Source organism: Micromonospora parastrephiae, assembly GCF_016802865.1.
GTDB classification, from domain to species: domain Bacteria; phylum Actinomycetota; class Actinomycetes; order Mycobacteriales; family Micromonosporaceae; genus Micromonospora; species Micromonospora parastrephiae.
The window spans coordinates 21,957-41,535 of record NZ_JAEVHM010000035.1; the positions used below are offsets into that span (position 1 = coordinate 21,957).

General features: G+C 70.8%; 17 protein-coding genes and 1 pseudogene. 11 read left to right on the top strand and 7 right to left on the bottom strand.

Going from position 1 to position 19,579, the window contains the following annotated elements; all coding sequences use genetic code 11:
- Positions 1-51 precede the first annotated feature (51 nt).
- The gene (gene ku / locus JNW91_RS10410) at positions 52-1,077 is read right to left on the bottom strand and encodes a non-homologous end joining protein Ku (RefSeq protein WP_203174671.1); all 1,026 of its coding nucleotides are present in this window, start codon (positions 1,075-1,077) and stop codon (positions 52-54) included.
- Positions 1,078-1,162: 85 nt separating this feature from the next.
- On the opposite strand from ku, the gene ligD (JNW91_RS10415) reads away from it, so the two are divergent.
- Positions 1,163-2,104 (top strand): non-homologous end-joining DNA ligase, encoded by a 942-nt coding sequence (gene ligD, locus JNW91_RS10415; RefSeq protein WP_203174672.1) that lies wholly within the window; start codon positions 1,163-1,165, stop codon positions 2,102-2,104.
- Positions 2,094-3,008, top strand: coding sequence for a non-homologous end-joining DNA ligase (ligD, locus tag JNW91_RS10420; protein WP_203174673.1), 915 nt, complete (start codon positions 2,094-2,096; stop codon positions 3,006-3,008). Before ligD (JNW91_RS10415) ends, ligD (JNW91_RS10420) begins: the two co-directional genes overlap by 11 nt.
- A 207-nt stretch (positions 3,009-3,215) precedes the next feature.
- Here the strand turns inward: ligD (JNW91_RS10420) and JNW91_RS10425 are convergent, their stop codons facing one another.
- A complete protein-coding gene (locus tag JNW91_RS10425; RefSeq protein WP_203174674.1) occupies positions 3,216-4,124 on the bottom strand; it encodes an NAD(P)-dependent oxidoreductase in 909 nt (302 codons plus the stop codon).
- A gap of 58 nt (positions 4,125-4,182) precedes the next feature.
- On the opposite strand from JNW91_RS10425, the gene JNW91_RS10430 reads away from it, so the two are divergent.
- Entirely contained in the window at positions 4,183-4,551 is a 369-nt protein-coding gene (locus JNW91_RS10430; RefSeq protein WP_203174675.1) for a MerR family transcriptional regulator, read from the top strand.
- Here JNW91_RS10430 and JNW91_RS10435 read toward each other — a convergent pair.
- A complete protein-coding gene (locus JNW91_RS10435) occupies positions 4,514-5,605 on the bottom strand; it encodes a hypothetical protein (protein ID WP_309244310.1) in 1,092 nt (363 codons plus the stop codon). The two genes, JNW91_RS10430 and JNW91_RS10435, sit on opposite strands and share 38 nt — an antisense overlap.
- Before the next feature lie 142 nt (positions 5,606-5,747).
- Between JNW91_RS10435 and JNW91_RS10440 the strand changes: the two genes are divergently transcribed.
- Both JNW91_RS10440 and JNW91_RS10445 read left to right on the top strand, forming a co-directional pair.
- Positions 5,748-6,500: a TIGR03089 family protein gene (locus JNW91_RS10440; protein WP_203174676.1), complete on the top strand. Its 753-nt coding sequence runs from the start codon at positions 5,748-5,750 to the stop codon at positions 6,498-6,500.
- A gap of 157 nt (positions 6,501-6,657) precedes the next feature.
- The gene (locus tag JNW91_RS10445) at positions 6,658-7,620 is read left to right on the top strand and encodes a zinc metalloprotease (protein ID WP_203174677.1); all 963 of its coding nucleotides are present in this window, start codon (positions 6,658-6,660) and stop codon (positions 7,618-7,620) included.
- Between the two features lie 56 nt (positions 7,621-7,676).
- On the opposite strand, the gene JNW91_RS10450 is transcribed toward JNW91_RS10445, so the two are convergent.
- Complete coding sequence (locus JNW91_RS10450) at positions 7,677-7,943, bottom strand: hypothetical protein (RefSeq protein WP_203174678.1); 267 nt, start codon at positions 7,941-7,943, stop codon at positions 7,677-7,679.
- A gap of 482 nt (positions 7,944-8,425) precedes the next feature.
- Here JNW91_RS10450 and JNW91_RS10455 point away from each other — a divergent pair, with 482 nt between their 5' ends.
- The 4 genes from JNW91_RS10455 to JNW91_RS33540 all read left to right on the top strand — a co-directional run bounded on the left by JNW91_RS10455 (position 8,426) and on the right by JNW91_RS33540 (position 14,973).
- Positions 8,426-8,635, top strand: coding sequence for a winged helix-turn-helix domain-containing protein (locus JNW91_RS10455; RefSeq protein ID WP_203174688.1), 210 nt, complete (start codon positions 8,426-8,428; stop codon positions 8,633-8,635).
- Between the two features lie 135 nt (positions 8,636-8,770).
- Positions 8,771-9,019, top strand: a complete 249-nt coding sequence (locus JNW91_RS32120; protein ID WP_238424724.1) for a toxin-antitoxin system HicB family antitoxin — start codon at positions 8,771-8,773, stop codon at positions 9,017-9,019.
- Between the two features lie 186 nt (positions 9,020-9,205).
- The gene (locus tag JNW91_RS10465) at positions 9,206-9,892 is read left to right on the top strand and encodes a hypothetical protein (RefSeq protein ID WP_203174679.1); all 687 of its coding nucleotides are present in this window, start codon (positions 9,206-9,208) and stop codon (positions 9,890-9,892) included.
- A 149-nt stretch (positions 9,893-10,041) separates the two neighbouring features.
- Positions 10,042-14,973: a carbohydrate-binding protein gene (locus tag JNW91_RS33540; RefSeq protein ID WP_203174680.1), complete on the top strand. Its 4,932-nt coding sequence runs from the start codon at positions 10,042-10,044 to the stop codon at positions 14,971-14,973.
- An 80-nt stretch (positions 14,974-15,053) separates the two neighbouring features.
- Here the strand turns inward: JNW91_RS33540 and JNW91_RS10475 are convergent, their stop codons facing one another.
- Together JNW91_RS10475 and JNW91_RS10480 are read right to left on the bottom strand one after the other, a co-directional pair.
- Positions 15,054-15,380 (bottom strand): hypothetical protein, encoded by a 327-nt coding sequence (locus tag JNW91_RS10475; protein ID WP_203174681.1) that lies wholly within the window; start codon positions 15,378-15,380, stop codon positions 15,054-15,056.
- 41 nt (positions 15,381-15,421) lie between these two features.
- A complete protein-coding gene (locus JNW91_RS10480; RefSeq protein WP_203174682.1) occupies positions 15,422-17,101 on the bottom strand; it encodes a DNA repair helicase XPB in 1,680 nt (559 codons plus the stop codon).
- A 173-nt stretch (positions 17,102-17,274) separates the two neighbouring features.
- Here JNW91_RS10480 and JNW91_RS10485 point away from each other — a divergent pair, with 173 nt between their 5' ends.
- On the top strand, positions 17,275-18,153 hold the full coding sequence (locus JNW91_RS10485; protein WP_203174683.1) for a L,D-transpeptidase family protein: 879 nt from the start codon (positions 17,275-17,277) through the stop codon (positions 18,151-18,153).
- Between the two features lie 97 nt (positions 18,154-18,250).
- Positions 18,251-18,487, top strand: a complete 237-nt coding sequence (locus tag JNW91_RS10490) for a hypothetical protein (protein ID WP_203174684.1) — start codon at positions 18,251-18,253, stop codon at positions 18,485-18,487.
- Between the two features lie 29 nt (positions 18,488-18,516).
- Here JNW91_RS10490 and JNW91_RS10495 read toward each other — a convergent pair.
- Positions 18,517-19,579: pseudogene (locus JNW91_RS10495) on the bottom strand (helicase-associated domain-containing protein); the annotation flags it as partial.

The following is a 19,579-nucleotide window of genomic DNA, read 5'->3' on the forward strand; positions in this document are numbered from 1 at the left end:
CTGGCCGGCGGAGCGTACCCGGTCCAGCGGACACCGTCGGTGCCGCGTACGTCAGGCGCTCTTGCGGGGTGCGGTCTTGCGGGCGGCCGTCTTCTTCGCCGGCTCCGCCTTCTTCGCGGGGGTCTTCTTCGCGGCGGTCTTCTTCGCCGGCTCGGCCGTCTTCTTCTCGGCCGTCTTCTTCGCGGTGGCCTTCTTCGCGGGCGCCTTGGCCGCCTTCTTCTCGGCCGCTTTCTGCGCCGAGCGGGCCGCTGAGATGGGCGTCGGCTCGCCGCCCCCGCCACCACGGGCGGGCTGCTCACCACGGGCCGCCCGGGCCCGGTCCACCGATGCCTTCAGCGCGGCCATCAGGTCCACCGCCGCGGCCGGGGCCTCCTCGACCTCCTCCGGCTGGACGACCTCCCGACCCTCCACCTTCGCGTCGATGACCTCCTGCAACGCGGCCCGGTAGTCGTCGGTGAAGACGTCCGGCTCGAACTCGCCGGTCATCGAGTCGATCAGGGAGCTGGCCATGGCCAGCTCGGGTGGGCGCACCTTGAGGTCCTCGTCGAGGAACCCGAAACCCGGGTTACGGATCTCGTCCGGCCAGAGCATCGTGTTGAGCAGCAGCACGCCCTCGCGGACCCGCAGCGTGGCGAGCTGCTCCCGCTGGCGCAGCGCCACCTTGACGATGGCCACCCGCTCCGAGTCGATCAACGCGTCGCGCAGCAGCACGTACGGCTTGGTCGCCGTGCCCTCGGGCTCCAGGAAGTACGCCTTGTTGTAGAGGATCGGGTCGACCTGCTCGGCGGGGACGAACTCCAGCACGTCGATCGCGCGGGAGCTGGTCAGCGGCAGATCGGCGAAGTCCTCGTCGGTGAGGATCACCATTTCGCCGCCGCCGATGTCGTAGCCCTTGGCGATGTCGTCGTAGGTGACCTCCTCGCCGCAGACCGAGCAGGTGCGCTTGTAGCGGATCCGGCCACCGTCCTCGCGGTGCACCTGGTGGAACCGGATGTCCTTCTCCTCGGTCGCGGAGTACAGCTTCACCCCGATCGAGACGAGCCCGAACGACACGGCTCCCTTCCAGATGGCACGCATCCTGCGCTCCCTTCCCCGGTATCGACCATGCTCGCATCCGAAAGAACCGGACGCGAGCTGTTCCGGCTGCTACTACAGTCGGGTCGTGCCCGGCGCGCCGCTCAAGCCGATGCTCGCGATGACCGGGCCGCTCCCGGCGGGTGACGGCTGGGCGTACGAGTTCAAGTGGGACGGGGTCCGCGCGCTGGCCGACATCTCCGGCGGCGGCCAGCACCTGTACGCCCGCTCCGGCGTGGAGATCACCGCCGCGTACCCCGAACTGGCCACGCTGAACGAGCAGGTCGACGACGCGCTGCTCGACGGCGAGGTGGTGCTGCTCGGCGAGGGCGGACAGCCGTCGTTCACGGCCCTCGCGGAGCGGATGCACGTCCGGGACCGCAACAGGGCGGCCCGGCTGGCGGCGGTCATGCCGGTGACGTACATGATCTTCGACCTGCTCCGGTTGAACGGCGACGACCTGACCGGCTGGCCGTACGAGCGCCGCCGTGAGGCCCTGGACGCGCTCGCCCTCGGCGGTGCCCGGTGGGCGGTGCCGCCGGTCTTCTCCGACGGCCCGGCCACCTACGAGGCGGCCGGCGAACACGGCCTGGAGGGGGTCATGGCCAAGCGGGTCGCTGCCGTCTACCGCCCCGGGGTGCGCTCGCCGGACTGGGTGAAGGTCAAGTTGGAGGTGACCGGTGACTTCGTCATCGGCGGCTGGCGGCCCGGCGCGCGGCGGATCGGTGGGCTGCTGGTCGGGGTGCCCGGCCCGGACGGCCGGTTGATCTACCGGGGGCGGGTCGGCGGCGGGATCGGCGCGGCGATCGAACGCCAACTCCTCGCCGAGCTGGAGCCGCTGCGCTCCGGCGGGTCACCGTTCGCGCCGGGTGTGCCGCGCGAGGATGCCCGGGGCGCCATCTGGGTAGAACCCCGGGTGGTGGTGGAGGTGAAGTACGGCCAGCGCACCCCGGACGGCCGGCTGCGCTTCCCCCGGGTGCTGCGGTTGCGCCCGGACAAGCCGCCGGAGGAGGTCGACGATGCCGGGTGAGCGGCTGCGGGTGGACGTCGAGGGCCGCCCCCTCGAGCTTTCCAACCTGGACAAGGTGCTCTATCCGGCGGCCGGCTTCACCAAGGGGGAGGTGATCGACTACTACACGCGGATCTCGCCGGTGCTGCTGCCGCACCTCCGGGACCGGCCGGTGACCCGGATCCGCTTCCCCAACGGGGTGGACGACAAGTCGTTCTTCGAGAAGAACACGCCGGCCGCGACGCCGGACTGGGTGCGCGTGGAGAATCTGCCCGCGCCCGGCTCGACGAAGGGCCGGGAGACGATCGACTACGTGGTCGCCGACGACCTGCCCACCCTGGTCTGGCTGGCCAACCTGGCGGCGTTGGAGCTGCACACGCCGCAGTGGAAGGTGGGCGAGCACCCGGACATGATGGTCGTCGACCTGGACCCGGGACCCCCGGCCGGGCTCGCCGAGTGCTGCCCGGTGGCGGTGCTGATGCGCGACCGGCTCGCCGACGACGGAATCGACTCGTACCCGAAGACCTCCGGCAAGAAGGGCATGCAGCTCTGCTGCCCGATCGCCGGCACCCAGTCCTCCGATCTCGTCTCCGACTACGCCAAACGCATCGCGCAGGAGTTGGAGAAGGCGCACCCGAAGCTGATCGTGTCGAAGATGGCGAAGAACCTGCGCCCCGGCAAGGTCTTCATCGACTGGAGTCAGAACAACGCGGCGAAGACCACCGTGGCGCCGTACTCGCTGCGGGCCCAGTCGGTGCCGTCGGTGTCCACGCCGCTGACCTGGGACGAGGTCGAGGCCGGCGCCCGCGGCCGCAGGCCGGTCGTCCGCCAGTTCACCGCCGCCGAGGTCCTGGACCGGGTCGAGGAGTACGGCGATCTGCTCGCCCCGCTGCTCGACGGCGGCCCGGAACTGCCCACGCGCTGACCGTCGCCGACAACTTTCGGCACCCGCTGGCAGTCCACGGCCAAGGGGCCGACTGGACCAGGGGACGGGCACCTCGACGCTCGAGCTGTTCGACTACGGCGTGCCGGTGAAGGTCGAACGCCCGACCGACGTCGTCATGATCGAGAAGTAGGACCGCGCCGCCCGGCGCTTACCCGCGAGTGGGCGCCGGGCGGTTGGCGGTCGGGGTCATCGTGCCGCCTCCGCCAGGTCGGCTGGTACGAGCGACTGGGCCAGCCTGGCGTAGCTGTCGCCCCCGTGGCCCGCCGCAACGGCCCGTTCGATGATCGATTGCACGGCCTGTAGCGGCGCGGGGTCGACACCGCGCGCGGCTGCGGCGTCGCGGACGTGGGCGACCGCTGAGCCTGCCGACGCGATGGTGGATACGTCGGCGGCGAAGGTCCCGGACGTGAGTTGGTCGGCGAACCGGTCGGCCATGTCGGGCAACAGGCCACCGATTCCTCTGGCGAAGCGGGCGAACGCGGTCGGGGGAATGCCTTCGGTGATGGCCAGGGCGAAGGCGTGCGCGAGTCCGCCGACGGACATGGTGAACAGGTCGAGCAACGCCATCTCGTACGCTGCTGCCGTGCCGGCATCCGCGCCGAGGTGGACGCTGGAGCCACCGAAGCTCTCCAGCCAGGGAAGGCTGTCGTCGAAGAGGGCCCGCGGACCGCTGTAGAGGATCGTCGCGGCCGGTGTCCCGATGGTCGGCGCGGGCGTCAGGATGGCACCGTCGAGGTAGTTGACGCCCCGCTGCGCTGCCCAGGCCGCCATGTCCCGTGCCTCGGCGGCGTGCCCGCTGCTGAGGTTGACGAATGTTCCTCTCGGCGAACGTTCGAGCCCGGACATGACGGCGCGGACCGCCCGGTAGTTGATGACGCAGGCGATGACGACCGATGCCCGGCGTGCCGCATCGGCCACCGTCGGAGCGAGCACCGCCCCTTGGGCCACCAGTGCGGTCGCCTTGCCGGGTGAGCGGTTCCAGAGCAGGGTGGGGTGGCCGGCGGCGAGCGACGCGGCGGCCAGCGCCCGGCCCATCGGGCCGAGCCCCAGGACGGCGACGGCGGCGGATTGATTGTCCAGGTTGCGGTGAGTCACAGCGACGACGCTAAACCTTTACGTTGACGTGAAGGTCAAGCCCTGATCTGCTGTCGGGGTGCGGATCAGCGAACTGGCGCGGGAGGCGGGCACCACCCCGCGCGCCCTGCGCTACTACGAGGAGCAGGGCCTGTTGCGACCTGCCCGTCTCGCCAGCGGCTACCGTCACTACGACCCGCAGGCGGTGGGCACGGTGCGGCACATCCAACTGTTGTTGTCCGCCGGCTTGAACACTTCGGCGATCGCCGAGATCCTTCCCTGCATCCCCGACGGCGTAACCGTGCTGGCCCCCACCTGCCCGGAGCTCCTCGACGCTCTGGCAGTGGAGCGCGCCCGAATCACGACGTCCATCGATCGGCTCGCTGCCGCCCGCGATGTCCTGGATCGGCTCATTCAGGCCGGCCCTGCTGCGGGCGACCAGTCCTGAGCGCGGCGCGGCGCAGACGCCACCAGGCGCCAACGACCAGGGCGAGGGTGACGACGGTGACCGCGACGTCGCCCGCCAGGGCCGCCGCCGGGCTCGCCGGGGAGTACGGCGGCACCAGGTACGCGAACGCGGCGGCGCTGACCACGTTCGCCGAACCGGCGGCTAGCACGTGACGCTGCCCCCAGCGCACGCCCGCCGACAGGTACGCGACGACGGCCCCGACGGCGGCGGCGAGCGCCAGCGCGATGCCCACCCCCGCCCAGCCGGGCGTCAGGTCGGTGCCGAGGTGGACGAGGACGATCAGCAGACCCACCCAGAGCGGGTGCGGTACCCGGCGGACGCGGCGCGGGCTGGGGTGACGCCAGCGGGGCAGCAGGGCCACCGTGACGAGGGCGAGGACGACCACCGTGGCGAAGGTCAGTTGCAGCGGGCTGGCCAGGAAGTTCTTGCGCCCCTCGGGGGAGGTGAAGACCAGCAGGCTGCCGAGCAGGTAGACCACACCGACCACCGCCAGCCCGGGTCGTCCGAGCCACGGCAGAAGCCGCCGCTTCGCACCGAGGAACGACTCGACGAACACGATCGGCGCGCAGATGGTCAGCAGGATGTGGTTGCCCACGTAGTCGAACGCCTGCCGCAGGCTGAACCCGAGCCCCGGCACCAGCGACGCCTCGGCGGCGGCCCGGGTGTCGGCGTACTGCGTGTCATTCAGGTAGCCGGGGTTGAACAGGGACTGATCCACCAGGCCGGCCTGGAGCACACCGAAGGCGGCGGCGAGCAGCACGATCGTCGGCCATCCCGCGCCGAGGCGTCGGGCGGTCTCCCGGATCAGGATCGCGGCCCCGCCGTACATCGGGCCCAGGCCGATCACCACCGGGAGGAAGTCGTCGATCGCGAAGCCGCCCCACGAGCACTCGGCCGCCCAGGGCGCGAGCAGCAGCAACGCCACCACCGGTACGAGCCGGCGGCGCAGCGGCGGACGGCCGGGATGGTCGGCCGGATTCGGGGCGGTGGGTGACGCGGCGGGACGGACGGCGGGGTCGGGATCGGTCGGCACAGGCGCTCCTCGGCGGCTCGGCGGGTCATCCGTACCGTGCGCGGGCCATCCGGCCAGGCGCTACGGCCATCGGCCGACGACGACGGCGACCAAGGTCGTTGCGTAGGGTGGTGCGGACGTCGTCACCCGGGGGAGCACGCCGATGCAGCCACACGCCACGGCCGAGGAGTCGGTCCCGCCCACCGCCACCGAGAGCCCGCTGCTCAGCTACCGCGACGAGGTCACCGGTGAACGCGTGGATCTCACGACACAGCAGGTCGGCGCCTGGTCCGCGCGCAGCGCGAGCCTGCTGCGGGACGGCTGCGGTCTCGGCCCCGGCAGCCGCGTAGCGGTGCTGCTGCCGCCGCACTGGCGTACCGCCGCGGTGTTGCTGGGCGCGTGGGCGTCGGGCCTGGCGGTGTCGTTCCGGCCGCGCGCCACCGCGGGCCTGCCGGTGCTGGAGCCCGGCTGCGACCGGCCGTTCGACGCGGTCCTCGTGACCCCCGAACGGCAGGACGACTGGCTGGAGGACGTGCCGGACGCGCCGCACCGCTACCTCGTCGGCACCGGCCCGGGGCAACTGGCCGACGTGCCGTTGGGCTGGCTGGACTGGTCCGCCGAGGTGCTTCGCCACGGCGAGGTTACGCCCGACCACACCGCCATCCACCCGTCGGACCCGGCCACCGCGGACGGCACCACCTACGGTCAGTGGGGTGCGCTCGCCCAGGAGTTCGCCGCGATGCTGGACCTGCGCGCCGGCGACCGACTGCTGGTCGACGCCGCCGAGCACGAGCAGCCGCTGAAGTGGTTGCTCGCGCCGTTGTCGGTGGGCGCGTCCGTGGTCATCAGCGCCAACCTCGACCCGGCGCGCCGGGACGCGGTCGTCGCCGCCGAGCGGGTGACCCGGGTCCTCTGATCCGCTCGGAACGGTCAAACAGCGCCCCGCGATCCTGTTCTGTTACATCGGTATCTGCCCTGCTCAGAGGGTCTTTTGTCGATGCCGTCGGCATGTTTTCATACCCGGAAGACGACGTCATCGACCGCGCACCGCTCCCTCACTGAAAGGTGCACCGATGCACAGGAGATCGACCTTCCGACTGGCGGTCCTCACCGCCACCGCCGCCACGTTCCTGGCGTCCGGCGGCGCCTCCGGGGCGCTCGCCACGGCTGCCCCCGCGACCGCCTCCCCGGGCGTCGCGGCCTGTGAGCCGGCCGCCGATCCGCACGGCGTGGCCCGGGTCGCCCAGGGCGCCACCGCGCAGGAGCCGGAGCTGTACTCCAAGAACGAAGCCAACGCCTACGGCGTGATCAGAGACGCCCCGCGCCTGCCCAACGGCAGCGTCACCGTGCCGACGGTCTTCCACATGGTCTCCGACCACCCCCTCACCGCGGCCGAGACGGCCAGGTGGAACACCCTGATCGCGGCGCAGATGGCCGTGCTCAACGACTCGTACGCGGGTCGTACGGCGGCGAACGCCTCCGACACACCGTTCCGGTTCTCGCTCGTCGACACCACGTGGACGGTGAACAGCGCCTGGTACACGGTCGAGCCGGGCAAGAACGAGCGCGACATGAAGAAGGCGCTCTACACCGGTGACTCCCGCACCCTGAACGTGTACGCGGCCAACATCGGCGGCGGGCTGCTCGGCTGGGCGTACTTCCCGAAGGGCTACAACAACGGCCGCGACTACATCGACGGCGTGGTGATGCTCGACGAGTCGATGCCGGGCGGGACGGCCGGCAAGTACTCCCTGGGCGACACGCTGACGCACGAGGTCGGACACTGGCTGATGCTGGAGCACACCTTCGCGCACGGCTGCTCGGCGTCCGGGGACTTCGTCGAGGACACGCCCCGGGAGGCCGGGCCGCAGTTCGACTGCCCGGTGGGCGCGGACACCTGCGCCGCACCCGGCCTGGACCCGATCCACAACTTCATGGACTACACGCAGGACTCCTGCATGGACATGTTCACGGCCGGCCAGGCCGACCGGATGAGCGACGCCTGGGTGGCGTTCCGCGCCGGAGGCGCCGGCTGACGCAGGCGTTGTCGGGGGCTGGTGGGCTGAGCCCGCCAGCCCCTTTCCCTTCCTCCTCACCGTTGGTAAAGCCAGGGCGTGCGTCGCGAGCAGGGCGCGGTGTGGTCGGCGGGCAGGGCACACCGCCCGCCGCCGGGCAGTCGCCGGTCGCAGAAGACCCAGTGGCGTACGCCCTGCTGGTCCTCGGCCGACACGGTCACCCCACCTGGCTCGACGCGGGCGCTGAGCCGGGCCAGCACCCGGGCGGCGGTCCGGGCGAGGATCCGGGCCCGGAGCAGGTCGGGTGCGGTGACCGGCAGGTGGATCACCCAACGGTCGGTCATCGGTGACGGTGGTTCGCCGACTGGGTTCTTTGGGACTTGCTCTGGCTTGCTGCTGCCATCGGTGGTCGATCCTCGCGTCGGCTCACCAGCCGGCGGATCAGGTCGCGCACGGGGGACCGCCCTTCATCGGGTCGCGTCGAAGTGGAGGGGCGGCCTCCGCCGGTTGCGGGCGGCGGAGACCGCCCCACCCTGCGACCGCAGCCTCGATCGGCGGTACGGCAGCAGGGCCGCGCCGGGGGAGCGCGGAGGGTGGGGTCTCGGCGGCGATGCGAGACCGGTACGAGAGGCGCCAACCGACCGCAGCAGCACCGCATCACCGAGAGCGACGCTATTGCCACCGAGTCACCTATGTCAAGCATGTCGCCGAGTCAGCTACCCACTTATGTCATCGGTGCTACGTGTGTTGCCTGTGTCGAAACGGGTGATCAATACTGGGTGGGCCAACCGACTGCAAGGGGCCCCACGTGCCTATCCCGCCCACGATGGACGAACTGCTCGACGCTCTCATGGGAAAGATCAAGGACGGGACGTACCCGCCTGGGTCGCAACTTCCTTCTGGGCGGGCGCTGGCGGATGTCTACGACGTCTCGCAGTCGACGATCAGCCGGGCGGTGGCGAGGCTGCGGAAGCAGGGTGTGCTGGTCGGCCGCCCGGGACGCGGCGTCTTCGTCGCGGAGTCCAATCGGAACTGATCCCGCGGCGCTGACCATCAACTGGTCCAGCTCGGGTGGCTCGAAGAGTTCGATCCCGGGTCTACAAGATCGACGGTTGAGTCGTCCACGGCATTGAACCAGGAGGCAGGCTACGGGGACTCAGGCCATGTTCCGATGGCGCATCAGCAGGCAAGCCGACGGCGGGCCTCGCGCTTGTTGCGTCCGTCACCTCGGTGCTGTCGGCGCTTGCGATTCCCGTATGCGTCACCATCACGTCCACCGGCCCGTACGGCGTCCAACTCGTGCAGCACTATCGAGAGCCTGCACCGCGAGCTCGCCATCCACGCCGCCGAGGACGGCATGAGCCTCAACCAGTACTCCTACGGAAGCTCAGCGCCGCCTGAGCGGTCGGGCAGCCCGTGACGCGCTGGGAAGCGCATTTGATCAACTAACTGTTCATCCCCGCTGCGCCTGTTTCTCATCAAGCTCGCCGGGCGAGTTCGCCAACGGCCGGCAGGGTCACGGAACGGCCGCGCCCACCGGCGTGCCACAGCACCTGTAGACCGGAGCGCTGGCATGCCCTCAACCGCACGGTGGCCCCGCCGCGTCGTGGCGAGCCTCCTGACGCCGGTGGCGATCACCCTGACCCTGGCCACGGCCGTCCCCGTCGAAGCCCACCCGTACGGCTACCCGCAGACCGTGACCATCGCGGCGGACGCGGACCGCCACGAGGTGGTGCGCCTGACGTGGAAGGTGGGCGGCGTCGACGAGTTGACCCTGCTCGGCGTCAAGCTCGGCCTGTTGCCGCAGGAGCGCGTCATGCTCGACGGCGCGATCTCCGTCCAGGCTTCGGACCCGACCGTCCTCGGGCCGTCCGAGCAGTTCGCGAGCTACCTGCTCAAGCAGATGACCGTCAGCAGCGGCGGACACGCGTGCGCCGGCGCCGTCGAACCGCCGAGCGATCTCGTCGGATCCGGTGTGGACGTCGACTACCGCTGCCCGGGGTCGGTCGGCGCGGCCCGCATCGAAATCCGGATGTTGAGCGATCTCGACCCCGCGTACCAGACGGTGGCGACCGGCCCGCAGGGCCAGCGCCAGGTGTACGGCCCCGGCCGGTACGCCCACGACTGGGCGCTCGGCGACGCGCCCGTGGCGGGCGACCCGGGCCACGACCGCAGCATCGCTCCGCGGATCGCCACGGCCGTCGTCGGCGTGCTGCTCGTCGTGGCCGCCGTGCTGCTGCTGCGGCGCCGGGCACGTCGCCGGCGGGTCGTACCCACCCGAACGTCGTCCTGAGACCGGCCCCCCGGGCGGCCCCCCTGCCCGCCGCAGTCGACATCACGGTGTTCGACGTCGGCGGTTCTTTCCCCCAACCAAGGAGAAAATTCGCCATGACGCACGATCCACGTGCGCGTAGGAAGCGAACACGCGGACTCCTGTCCGCGGTGGCGCTCATCCTCATCGCCGGACCGGCGACGACCCTCAGCCCCACCCTCGCCGGAGCGCAGGCGGTCCCGAGCAGCGGTAACACACCGCTGATCAACCTGAGCAGCGGGCAGAACGTCGAGGGCACCGTCCCGGTCACCGTCGAACCGGTCACCGAGAACGACTCGGTCACCACGCTCGCGGTCGACGGCGACAGGATCGACGCCGACCGGACCGCCGGCACCGCCCACTTCGCCTTCGAGATGGGTGGCAACGGCACCGAGGCCCGCTACCGCAACTACGTCACCGTCAACGGCCACACGGCCGAGGCGGACCGGGTCTACCTCCCGGACATACCCGGCGGGCAGGTCGGCACCCTCGACTTCCCCGGTGACTGGCTGCGTCCCGGGGCCAACACGGTCACCGTCCAGGCCGGAGCGAACTGGGTCGACTCGACCACCAAGACCGCCGTCGGCTACGAGGAGTTGCCGAACGGTGAGGGCGGCCGCTGCCCCAACTACGACGACTACGCGTTGAGCAGCATCAGCCTCAGCCTGCTCGGTGTGGTCGCCGACGGCGAGCAGAACCTGTTCAGCTACAGCTTCGGGGACGGCACCTGCGGCAGTTCGACGAAGCTGCTGAAGCAGGACCTGACCTTCGTCATCTCCGGCGAGCCGGGCAGCACGTCCGGCCTGCGCACCGACCTCGACACCACCAGGCTCGCCAACGGCACGCACACGGTCAGCGCGACGACCCAGTCGGGCGCGAAGACCTCCGTGACGGTCGACGTCAACAACGCCCCGGCCGGCGCGGCGGTGGTCACCCCCGGCGACGGTGCCCGGGTACGCGGAACCCGGCCGGTCATCGCCGCGCTGCCCAGCGGTGCCAAGGACCGCGTCGGGTCGTTGGCCATCGACGACAAACCCGCCGAGAACGCGGAGACACTGGCCGCCGGCACCGCCACGCTCGGCCTCATGGTCGAGGCCGGCAACTCGGTCGAGGCGCGCTACCGCAACTACGCGCTGGTCAACGGCCACCGCGTCGACCTCGGCGGTGACTACGGCGCCGCCGGCGCGGAGGCCGTCACGCTTCCGTTCCCGACCCGGTTCCTGCGCCTCGGTGACAACGTCGTCGAGGTCCGGGCCGGCGACTACAACGGGACTCTCAACGGCGCCACCTGCGCCAACCACGACGACTTCACGCTCACCCGGGCGGCGACGAGCCTCACGCTGAGCACGGCGGGCACGGTGACAGCCGGTGCCACGTACATCGTCACCACCAGCGGCACGACGGTGACGAAGGCGGAGACGACCGCCGCCTCGCTGGCGCTGGGCGACGGGACCTGTGCGGCCAACAAGGACGCGGAGTTCCACTTCACCGTCGGCGGCGCCCCGACGACGCGGACCGTCGACACCCTCGGCAGCGGGGGCGACGCGCACCTGAAGGTGTTCGTCGGCGGCAACGGCAGCGACAACGGCTACGACAACAAGGTGCTGATCAACGGCATCCCGCTGGAGATCGGCATGTGGGAGAAGGAGGTCGCCGACCTCGCCTTCCCGAACGAGTGGCTGGTGCCGGGCGTCAACGCGGTGGAGTTCGTCGCGGGCAACGACCACGGCAGCGCCAAGTCGGGCGGCTGCGACAACTACGACGACTTCACGTTGCGGGACTTCCAACTGCTGTCGACCGGCGCGAAGGCGACCCAGCTGACCCGGTCGATCGCGCAGACGACGGTCACCATCGGCTCGGCGAGCTACCCGCCGGGCTCCCAGGTGGCCACGTACATCGGAGACGGCACCTGCGGCAGCAGTTTCAACGCGGTGCTGGACACGATGGTCCTGTTCGACGTCACCGCGGCCGACGGCTCGGCGCTGCCGGCGCTGGGAAAGCGCGCGGACGTGGACACGACGTCGATCGCGGACGGCGCCCACACCATCAAGGCGGTCGTCGGGGACAAGACCTCGACACGGCGCTTCACCACGGACAACACCGCCCCGGAGATCGACAGCAGCGTCCCGGCGGCCGGGCAGCGGCTGACGTCGACCGTCGCGCTCAACGTCAAGATCAAGGACGCATCCGGGGTGGTCGGTACGCCGGCCATCACGCTGGACGGCGCGGCCGTCAAGCAGGGTGACCAGATCGGTCACGGCCTGCCGGCCGGCGAGCACACCATCGCGGTGACGGCGACCGACGCGCTCGGCAACACCGCCACCCGCGAGGTCCGTTTCAGCAGCGCGAGCATCCCGGACGTCCCGACCGAGCTGAACTCGACCGTCAAGAACACCGACCCGCTCTCGGCCGAGCTGTCCGCCCGGATCCCCGGTGCCGAGGGTATCGGGCTGACCGCCACCTTCACCAAGGCGGACGTGGTCCTGCCGACCAACGGCTACCAGGGCGAGGCGGCCGACGTGCCGGCGACGCTCGACGTCCAGCACGACAGGAGCGTGGACGTCACCTCGCTGCGTCCACTGGACGGCGCGACGATCGACACCCCGTCCAACCGTGGGGTGGTCTTCCAGCGGTACGACCTGCCGCTGGGCACGAGCAAGCAGGAGCCGACGGTGCGCTGGTCGGGCACCATCGACCCGGCGCGGATCGTGGCGCTGCGGGCGTGGAACCCGGCCACCGACAGATGGGTCGTGCTGACCAGCTCCCGCGGGCAGGCGGGGCAGGACACGGTCCTGACCGCGCCGGTCGAGGCCGGCTACCGCGACGGCGGCGTCGTCCACGTGCTGGTCACCGGCGAGGACCCGTTCGCCGACGACCTGTCCCCGCACGACTCGACGGCGCAGAACGACAAGGATCGCTTCGAGGATCCGGGTTCGTACGACTTCTCGTTGGCGCACTTCACCGACACCCAGTACATCACCGAGGGTGCGGCCGGCGGTACGTACGACGACTTCGACGGCAAAGCCGAGCCCTCGGACGTCGAAACGGCCGAGGAGCAGGCGATCTGGTCGGCGGCGTACCGCGACCAGATGCAGTGGATCGCCGACAACGCGGCCAGCCGCAAGATCGCGTACGCCGCGCACACCGGCGACGCCATCGAGAACGACTACTACGACCCGCTGGCCACCAACCCGGACGGCTCACTGAAGCGGCCCGGTCTGCACGAGCAGGTCGAGAAGGAACTCGCCACCGCCTCCAACTTCCAGAAGATCCTCGACGACAACGGTGTCGTCAACCAGGTCATCGCGGGTAACCACGACGACCAGCTGGGCGCCGAGACGGGCCCCACGTCCCGGTTCAGCCGGACCTTCAGCGCCGACCGGTACTACGGGACGGCGAAGTCCTGGCCGAAGGGCACCGAATACCACGCGTGGGACGAGGCGACCAACGCCGACGGTTCCGTCACGCCGGGCAGGGACAACCAGAACAACTATCTGCTCTTCTCCGCCGGTGGTCTGGACTTCGTCGCGGTCGGCCTGTCGTACGGCGTGACGCCGGCGGAGGCCAAGTGGGCTGACTCGATCTTCAAGCGGTACAGGGACCGCAACGGGATCCTGCTCTCCCACGACTACCTGAAGCCGTCGGCCAACCCCGACGGTCGCGGGGCGGACTTCTCCGCGCCGGACGGCTCGCCGCTCTTCAAGCAGGTCGTCGAGACAAACCCGAACGTCTTCCTGGTCCTCGCCGGTCACGAGCACGGCGTCGGCACCAACCTGAAGTCGAAGATCGGTGTCACCGTCAGCCACGACGTCGTTGAGCTGCTCGCGGACTACCAGTTCTACACGGTCACCGCCGCCGAGCTGTGGCCGAAGCAGGTCCCCGCCGACGGCAGCATCGACGTCAACGGCGACGGCACCCCGGACCACAAGGCCACCGACCGGTTGCAGTTCGGCGCGAGCTTCCTGCGCCTGCTCCAGTTCGATGTGGACCGGGCCGAGATGCACATCGACACGTACTCGCCGTTCCTCAAGAACTTCGGGGCGACCGAGTACGACATCCGCCAGGATGGCAGTCAGCCCAAGCCGCGGTACAACGGCTCCGAGGACAACCTGACACTGCCGGTGGACCTCACCACCCGCAAGACGTCGTTCAGCACCGACTCGTTCGCCGCGTACGTGCCGTCCGGCACGATCGGCACCGACGAGGTGACCTCGAACGGTGTCGCCACCGCTACCTGGGACAAGCTCCTGCCGGGCACCTCGTACGGCTGGATCGTCTCCGCGAAGAGCGCCGACGGCGGCGAGGCGGTCGCCCAGCCCGCCGTGTTCCGTACCGCCAAGCAGGTCCCGACGATGACCGTCATCGCCGCCCCGACCAACTGGGGCACCGCGGCGACGGTGACCGTGCGGGTCGCGGCCGGCAGCACGCCGGTCACCGGCGCGGTGGAGTTGCGCGAGGGTACGACCGTTCGCGGCTCGGCCACGCTGACCAACGGCGCCGCGACGTTCACCCTCCCGGTGGGCCTCGCGGGCGGCCAGCACACGCTGATCGCGTCGTACCCGGGCAGCGACCACCTCACTCCGGTGGAGGCCACCGCCACCCTGACGGTGAACCTACCGGCGGAGTGGAACCCGTCGACGGTCTACAACGACGGCGACCGGGCCACCTACCAGGGCAGGGTCTTCCGGGCCTCCTGGTACACGAAGAACCAGAAGCCGGGCGCCGACCCCAACGGCGCATGGCAGGAAATCGCCATGACCGAGGACGGCACCGCGATCTGGACCGCGTCGCGGATCTTCAACTCGGGTGAGTTCGCCATGTACGACGGCAAGAGGTGGCGGGCCCAGTGGTACACCCGCAACCAGAAGCCGGGCGACCGCAACGGCTCCTGGGAGGAGATCGGCCCCACCCCGCCGGACAACAGCCCGGCGGCCTGGACGCTCACGAAGGTGTACAACGCCGGCGACCGGGTGTCCTTCAAGGGTCACGTCTACGAGGCGAAGTGGTGGACCCGCGGCCAGGAGCCAGGCGACAGGAACGGCCCCTGGAAGCTGATCAAGTAGTCAGGTTCGCGTGACGCCGGCCCGGGACCGTTTCGGTCCCGGGCCGGTGCGTCCAGGCTCTGGTCGGCGGAGACCGCTGCCTAGAGGTCGATTTTCAGTACGCAGGAACAGCGTTCGCCGTTGACGCGGCCGGCCACCCAGCCCGTACCTGCACACCGTCGGCAGGAACCTTTGGCCAGGAAGTCGTTGGTCTCCGGCTCGAACCACGGCAGGTCGGCTCTGAAGCCCAGGTAGGACTGCCAGAGGCTGTACAGGCCGATGAGGAGCATGACCAGCCCGAAGATGGCGAGCCCGACAGGTTCACGTAGCCAGATGAACAAGCCGCCAGCGAAGACGAACAACGGTCCGAAGCGGGAGCTGATCGACTCCGTTTCAGGGAAAACGCGGTGTCGGAGCGCTTCGGACACCGCAACTTCCTGGAAACGGAGCCGATCAAGACGGCAGAGGGTCAGTCGAAGGACGGCAGGGACGGGCCGAGGACGTCGTCGGCGTCGACGATCGTGTACGCGTAGCCCTGCTCGGCCAGGAAGCGCTGCCGGTGCGCCGCGTACTCCGTGTCGATCGTGTCCCGGGACACCACCGTGTAGAAGTGCGCCTGCCGGCCGTCGGCCTTCGGCCGGAGCACCCGGCCCAGCCGCTGCGCCTCCTCCTGGCGCGACCCGAACGTGCCCGACACCTGGATCGCCACCGCCGCCTCGGGCAGGTCGATGGAGAAGTTGCCCACCTTGGAGATGACGAGGGTCCGCAACGAGCCGGACCGGAACGCGTCGAAGAGCCGCTCGCGCTCCTTGTTCGTGGTCGAACCCTGGATGATCGGCGCGTCGAGGTACTCGCCGAGCTGGTGCAGCTGGTCGATGTACGCGCCGATCACCAGCACCTGGTCGTCCGGGTGCCGGTCGACCAGCGCCTTCACCACCGGCAGCTTCGTACGCGCGGTCGCCGCCATCCGGTAGCGCTCCTCGGCCTCCGCCGTCGCGTACGACATCCGCTCCGCGTCGGTCAGCGTCACCCGGACCTCGGTGCACTCGGCCGGTGCGATCCAGCCCTGCGACTCGATGTCCTTCCACGGCGCGTCGTACCGCTTGGGACCGATCAGGCTGAACACGTCACCCTCGCGGCCGTCCTCGCGTACCAGGGTCGCCGTGAGGCCCAGCCGGCGGCGGGCCTGGAGGTCCGCCGTGAACCGGAAGATCGGCGCGGGCAGCAGGTGCACCTCGTCGTAGACGACCAGACCCCAGTCGCGGGCCCCGAACAGGTCCAGGTGGGTGAACGCGCCGCCGCGCCGCGAGGTGAGCACCTGGTACGTGGCGATGGTGACCGGGCGGATCTCCTTGCGCTCACCGGAGTACTCGCCGATCTCCTCCTCGGTCAGCGACGTGCGGGCGATCAGCTCCCGCTTCCACTGCCGGCCGGCCACCGTGTTGGTGACGAGGATCAGGGTGGTCGCCTTCGCCTCGGCCATCGCCGCCGCGCCGACCAGGGTCTTGCCGGCGCCGCAGGGCAGCACCACGACACCCGACCCGCCGGCCCAGAACGCCTCCACAGCCTCCCGCTGGTACGACCGCAACGTCCACGGCTTGCGGCCGTCCTTACCGGCCTCGGCCAGCTCGATCGGGTGCGCCTCCCCGTCGACGTAACCGGCCAGGTCCTCCGCCGGCCACCCCAACTTCAGCAGCGCCTGCTTGAGCCGGCCCCGCTCGGACGGGTGCACCCGGATCGTGTCGTCGTCGATCTTGTCGCCGAGCATCCCGGCGAGCTTCTTGCTCTTGGCCACCTCGATCAGCACCAGCCGGTCCAGTGCGCGCAGCACCAGCCCGTACGCCGGGTCGTTGGCGAGCTGGAGCCGGCCGTACCGGTCCATCGTCTCGGCCACGTCCACCAGCAGCGCGTGCGGCACCGGGTAGCGGGAGTACTTGATCAGCGCGTCGACCACGCCCTCGGCGTCGTGCCCCGCCGCCCGGGCGTTCCACAGACCCAGCGGGGTCAACCGGTACGTGTGCACGTGCTCCGGTGAGCGCTCCAGCTCGGCGAAGGGCGCGATCGCTATCCGGCAGGCCTGCGCGTCGGGGTGGTCGATCTCCAGCAGCAGGGTCTTGTCCGACTGCACGATCAGTGGTCCACCGCTCACGCCAGCGTCCTCTCCTCGGTTGGCCGTCCGGCCGGAACGGGTCGCATACCCGCCGCTGGCCGACCATCCAGTGTTGCACGGTGCGGGATGTCGAAAGAAAGATGCTCACCAGGTGCAACCGGGACGGCACTCACGAACGTCTAGCAAAGGGACGACTGTCCGGGGGAGGTGCCATGAAGCGTGTCCAGAGCACATCCCGGCTGGTCGCCCTGCTGGTGGTCGTGCTGGTCGGTGCCGGCGCGTGCACGTTCGATCCGCAGTCCGGCGGGAGTGGTGGCGGGGGAGCCGCCCCGGCCGGTGCGGCGGAACAGGCAACGGGGGCGAGCGGCACGTCCGGGCCGGACCAGCGCGGCCGGCCCACGCCGGCCGCGCCCACCCCGAAACCCTCCCGGACTCCCACGCCGAAACCGACCCGCAAGGCGCCCACACCGACCCCCAGCACCGGTACGCCGACCGTCGCCGGCTGCCCCCAGGGCCAGCACCAGCGCGCGGTGGAGACCTACCTGGCCCGGTTGGGCGGTTTCGGGCCCGTCACGGTGGACGGCCGGCAGTCCGCCGTCGACTGCGCGGCCATCAGGAAGTTCCAGAAGAGGTACGGCATTCGCCCCGTCGAGGGTCGCGCCGGACCGACCACCTACGACGTGGCCCAGCGCCTCGCCACCACCGACCCGGCCCGCTGCAAGGCCGGCACCGGCACCACCTTCTGCGTGGACCTGACCCGGCAGACCGTCTGGGCGGTCCGGGGCGGCAAGGTGGTCATGGCGCCGACGGTGACCCGCACCGGCATGTCCGGCTACCGCACCCCGGCCGGCACGTACGCCGTCAACTACCGCAACCCGAAGGAGTGGTCCAACCCGTACGAGGTGTGGCTGCCCTACTGGCAGCACTTCACCCAGGGCATGGGCTTCCACGAGACCACCACCTACCTGCACGACAAGTCGATCGGCTCGCACGGCTGCGTCAACCTGCTGCACGCCGACGCCGTCCGGATGTGGGAGCTGGGGAAGGTCGGCACCCGCGTGGTGCTGATCGGCCGCCGCCCCGGCACCTGAGCGACGCGCTCCCGGTTCCGGGTTTTATCCCCTGTCACACCGGTCCCCCGAGTGTCACCCTGAAGGTCCAGGGCCGGACCGGGCGGGGAGGCTGGGGATGACGGTCGACCGTGAAGTGATCGCGCAGTATGAGCAGGCGCCACCCGACGAGGTGTCCCGAGCGACCGTGATCGCGTACGCCGTCGCGGCGACGCTTCTCTTCGGGTGGTTCCTCTTCGGGTGGTTGGTGCTCCAGCAGGGCTTCGTCGACTCGGTCGGGGAGGCCGCCGGCGCCGGCTTCGCCCTGCTGCTGGTCATCTCGGTCGTCGGCACCGTACGCCGCAGCCGCCGCTGACCGACCACACCAGCGGCGGCAGGTGCCGTTCAGTCCGCGAGCACCGCCGCGGTGATCCGGTGCAGCGCGAACGTGTGCAACATCTCGGTCCGCTCGTCCTCGGCGCGCAGATATCCCGCGCCGATCGAGACCGGCTTGACCAGCCGGGACGCGGTCGCCCCGTGCGCGTCGACGTACCCCACCCAGACCAGCGCCTTGTCGCGGACCGCCTGCTGAAGCACGGCCAACGCCTCGCTGTGCGTGTGCGCCGGCACCGGACCGCCGCCGAGATTCGCCGCCCCGCCCCGCACCACCGCGGGCGCCCGCCGGGCCGCCAGCGCCGCCGCGTCGCCCCGCCGAATGTGCTCCACCACGCCGAGCAGTCGCGGCATCGGCAGCTTCGGGGCTGCCAGCGGATCCAGCGTCCGGGTGGTCATCGGTACCCGGGCCGGGGCCCGTCGGATCCGTGGCCGGGACAGCACGGTGCCGCCGGTGGCGTCCTCCTGCACCGGCGCGTACCCGGCGTCGCGCAGCGCGCCCAACAGCCGGCCCACCTGGTACGGGGTGCACAGCACCGTCGGCGCGAGCCGGCGCAGCGTCAACGGCTCCAGCCGCCGGTCGGCCAGCACCTCGCTGAGCAGCGCCTCGTCGTCACTGCGCAGGTACGCCCCGGCCAGACCGACCCGCAGACCGCCGTGCTTGCGGGCCACGTCGTCCACCAGGTAGGTCAGCCCCTGCGGAATCGGGGTACGCGACCGTCGCCGGAACACGTCGTGCAGGTCGTTCGCCGAGTAGCCGGAATCCAACGCCCGCCGCACGCTCGCCGTGGTGACCCGGTGCACGCTGGCCCCGCCGGCCGACTCGGGTTCGGTCATCGCCTCCAACTCGGCGGCCAGCGACGGCTCGGGCGGGCCGGGCACCACGACGGTCAGGTCGGCCTGCACGAGGAAGTGGTCGACCGGTGCGGGTAGCAACGCGTCCAACGCGCGGGCGGCGTCCGACGGGTCGCCGCTCTCGACGTCCGCGTGCACGCCCAGCGGGTCGTCGCGCCCCGCTCGTCGGCCGACGTCAGGTCGCCCAGCAGCAGCCGCCCGTACGAGGTGAGCGCCCCCA

Bases quoted from the DNA above. Each gene is read 5' to 3' on its own strand.
- JNW91_RS10455 (WP_203174688.1), top strand. From the start codon at position 8,426: ATGGACGAACTGCTCGACGCTCTCATGGGAAAGATCAAGGACGGGACG.
- JNW91_RS10490 (WP_203174684.1), top strand. From the start codon at position 18,251: ATGACGGTCGACCGTGAAGTGATCGCGCAGTATGAGCAGGCGCCACCC.
- ku (WP_203174671.1), bottom strand. From the start codon at position 1,077: ATGCGTGCCATCTGGAAGGGAGCCGTGTCGTTCGGGCTCGTCTCGATC.
- JNW91_RS10440 (WP_203174676.1), top strand. From the start codon at position 5,748: ATGCAGCCACACGCCACGGCCGAGGAGTCGGTCCCGCCCACCGCCACC.
- JNW91_RS32120 (WP_238424724.1), top strand. From the start codon at position 8,771: ATGGCGCATCAGCAGGCAAGCCGACGGCGGGCCTCGCGCTTGTTGCGT.
- JNW91_RS10445 (WP_203174677.1), top strand. From the start codon at position 6,658: ATGCACAGGAGATCGACCTTCCGACTGGCGGTCCTCACCGCCACCGCC.
- JNW91_RS10485 (WP_203174683.1), top strand. From the start codon at position 17,275: ATGAAGCGTGTCCAGAGCACATCCCGGCTGGTCGCCCTGCTGGTGGTC.
- JNW91_RS10450 (WP_203174678.1), bottom strand. From the start codon at position 7,943: ATGACCGACCGTTGGGTGATCCACCTGCCGGTCACCGCACCCGACCTG.
- ligD (WP_203174673.1), top strand. From the start codon at position 2,094: ATGCCGGGTGAGCGGCTGCGGGTGGACGTCGAGGGCCGCCCCCTCGAG.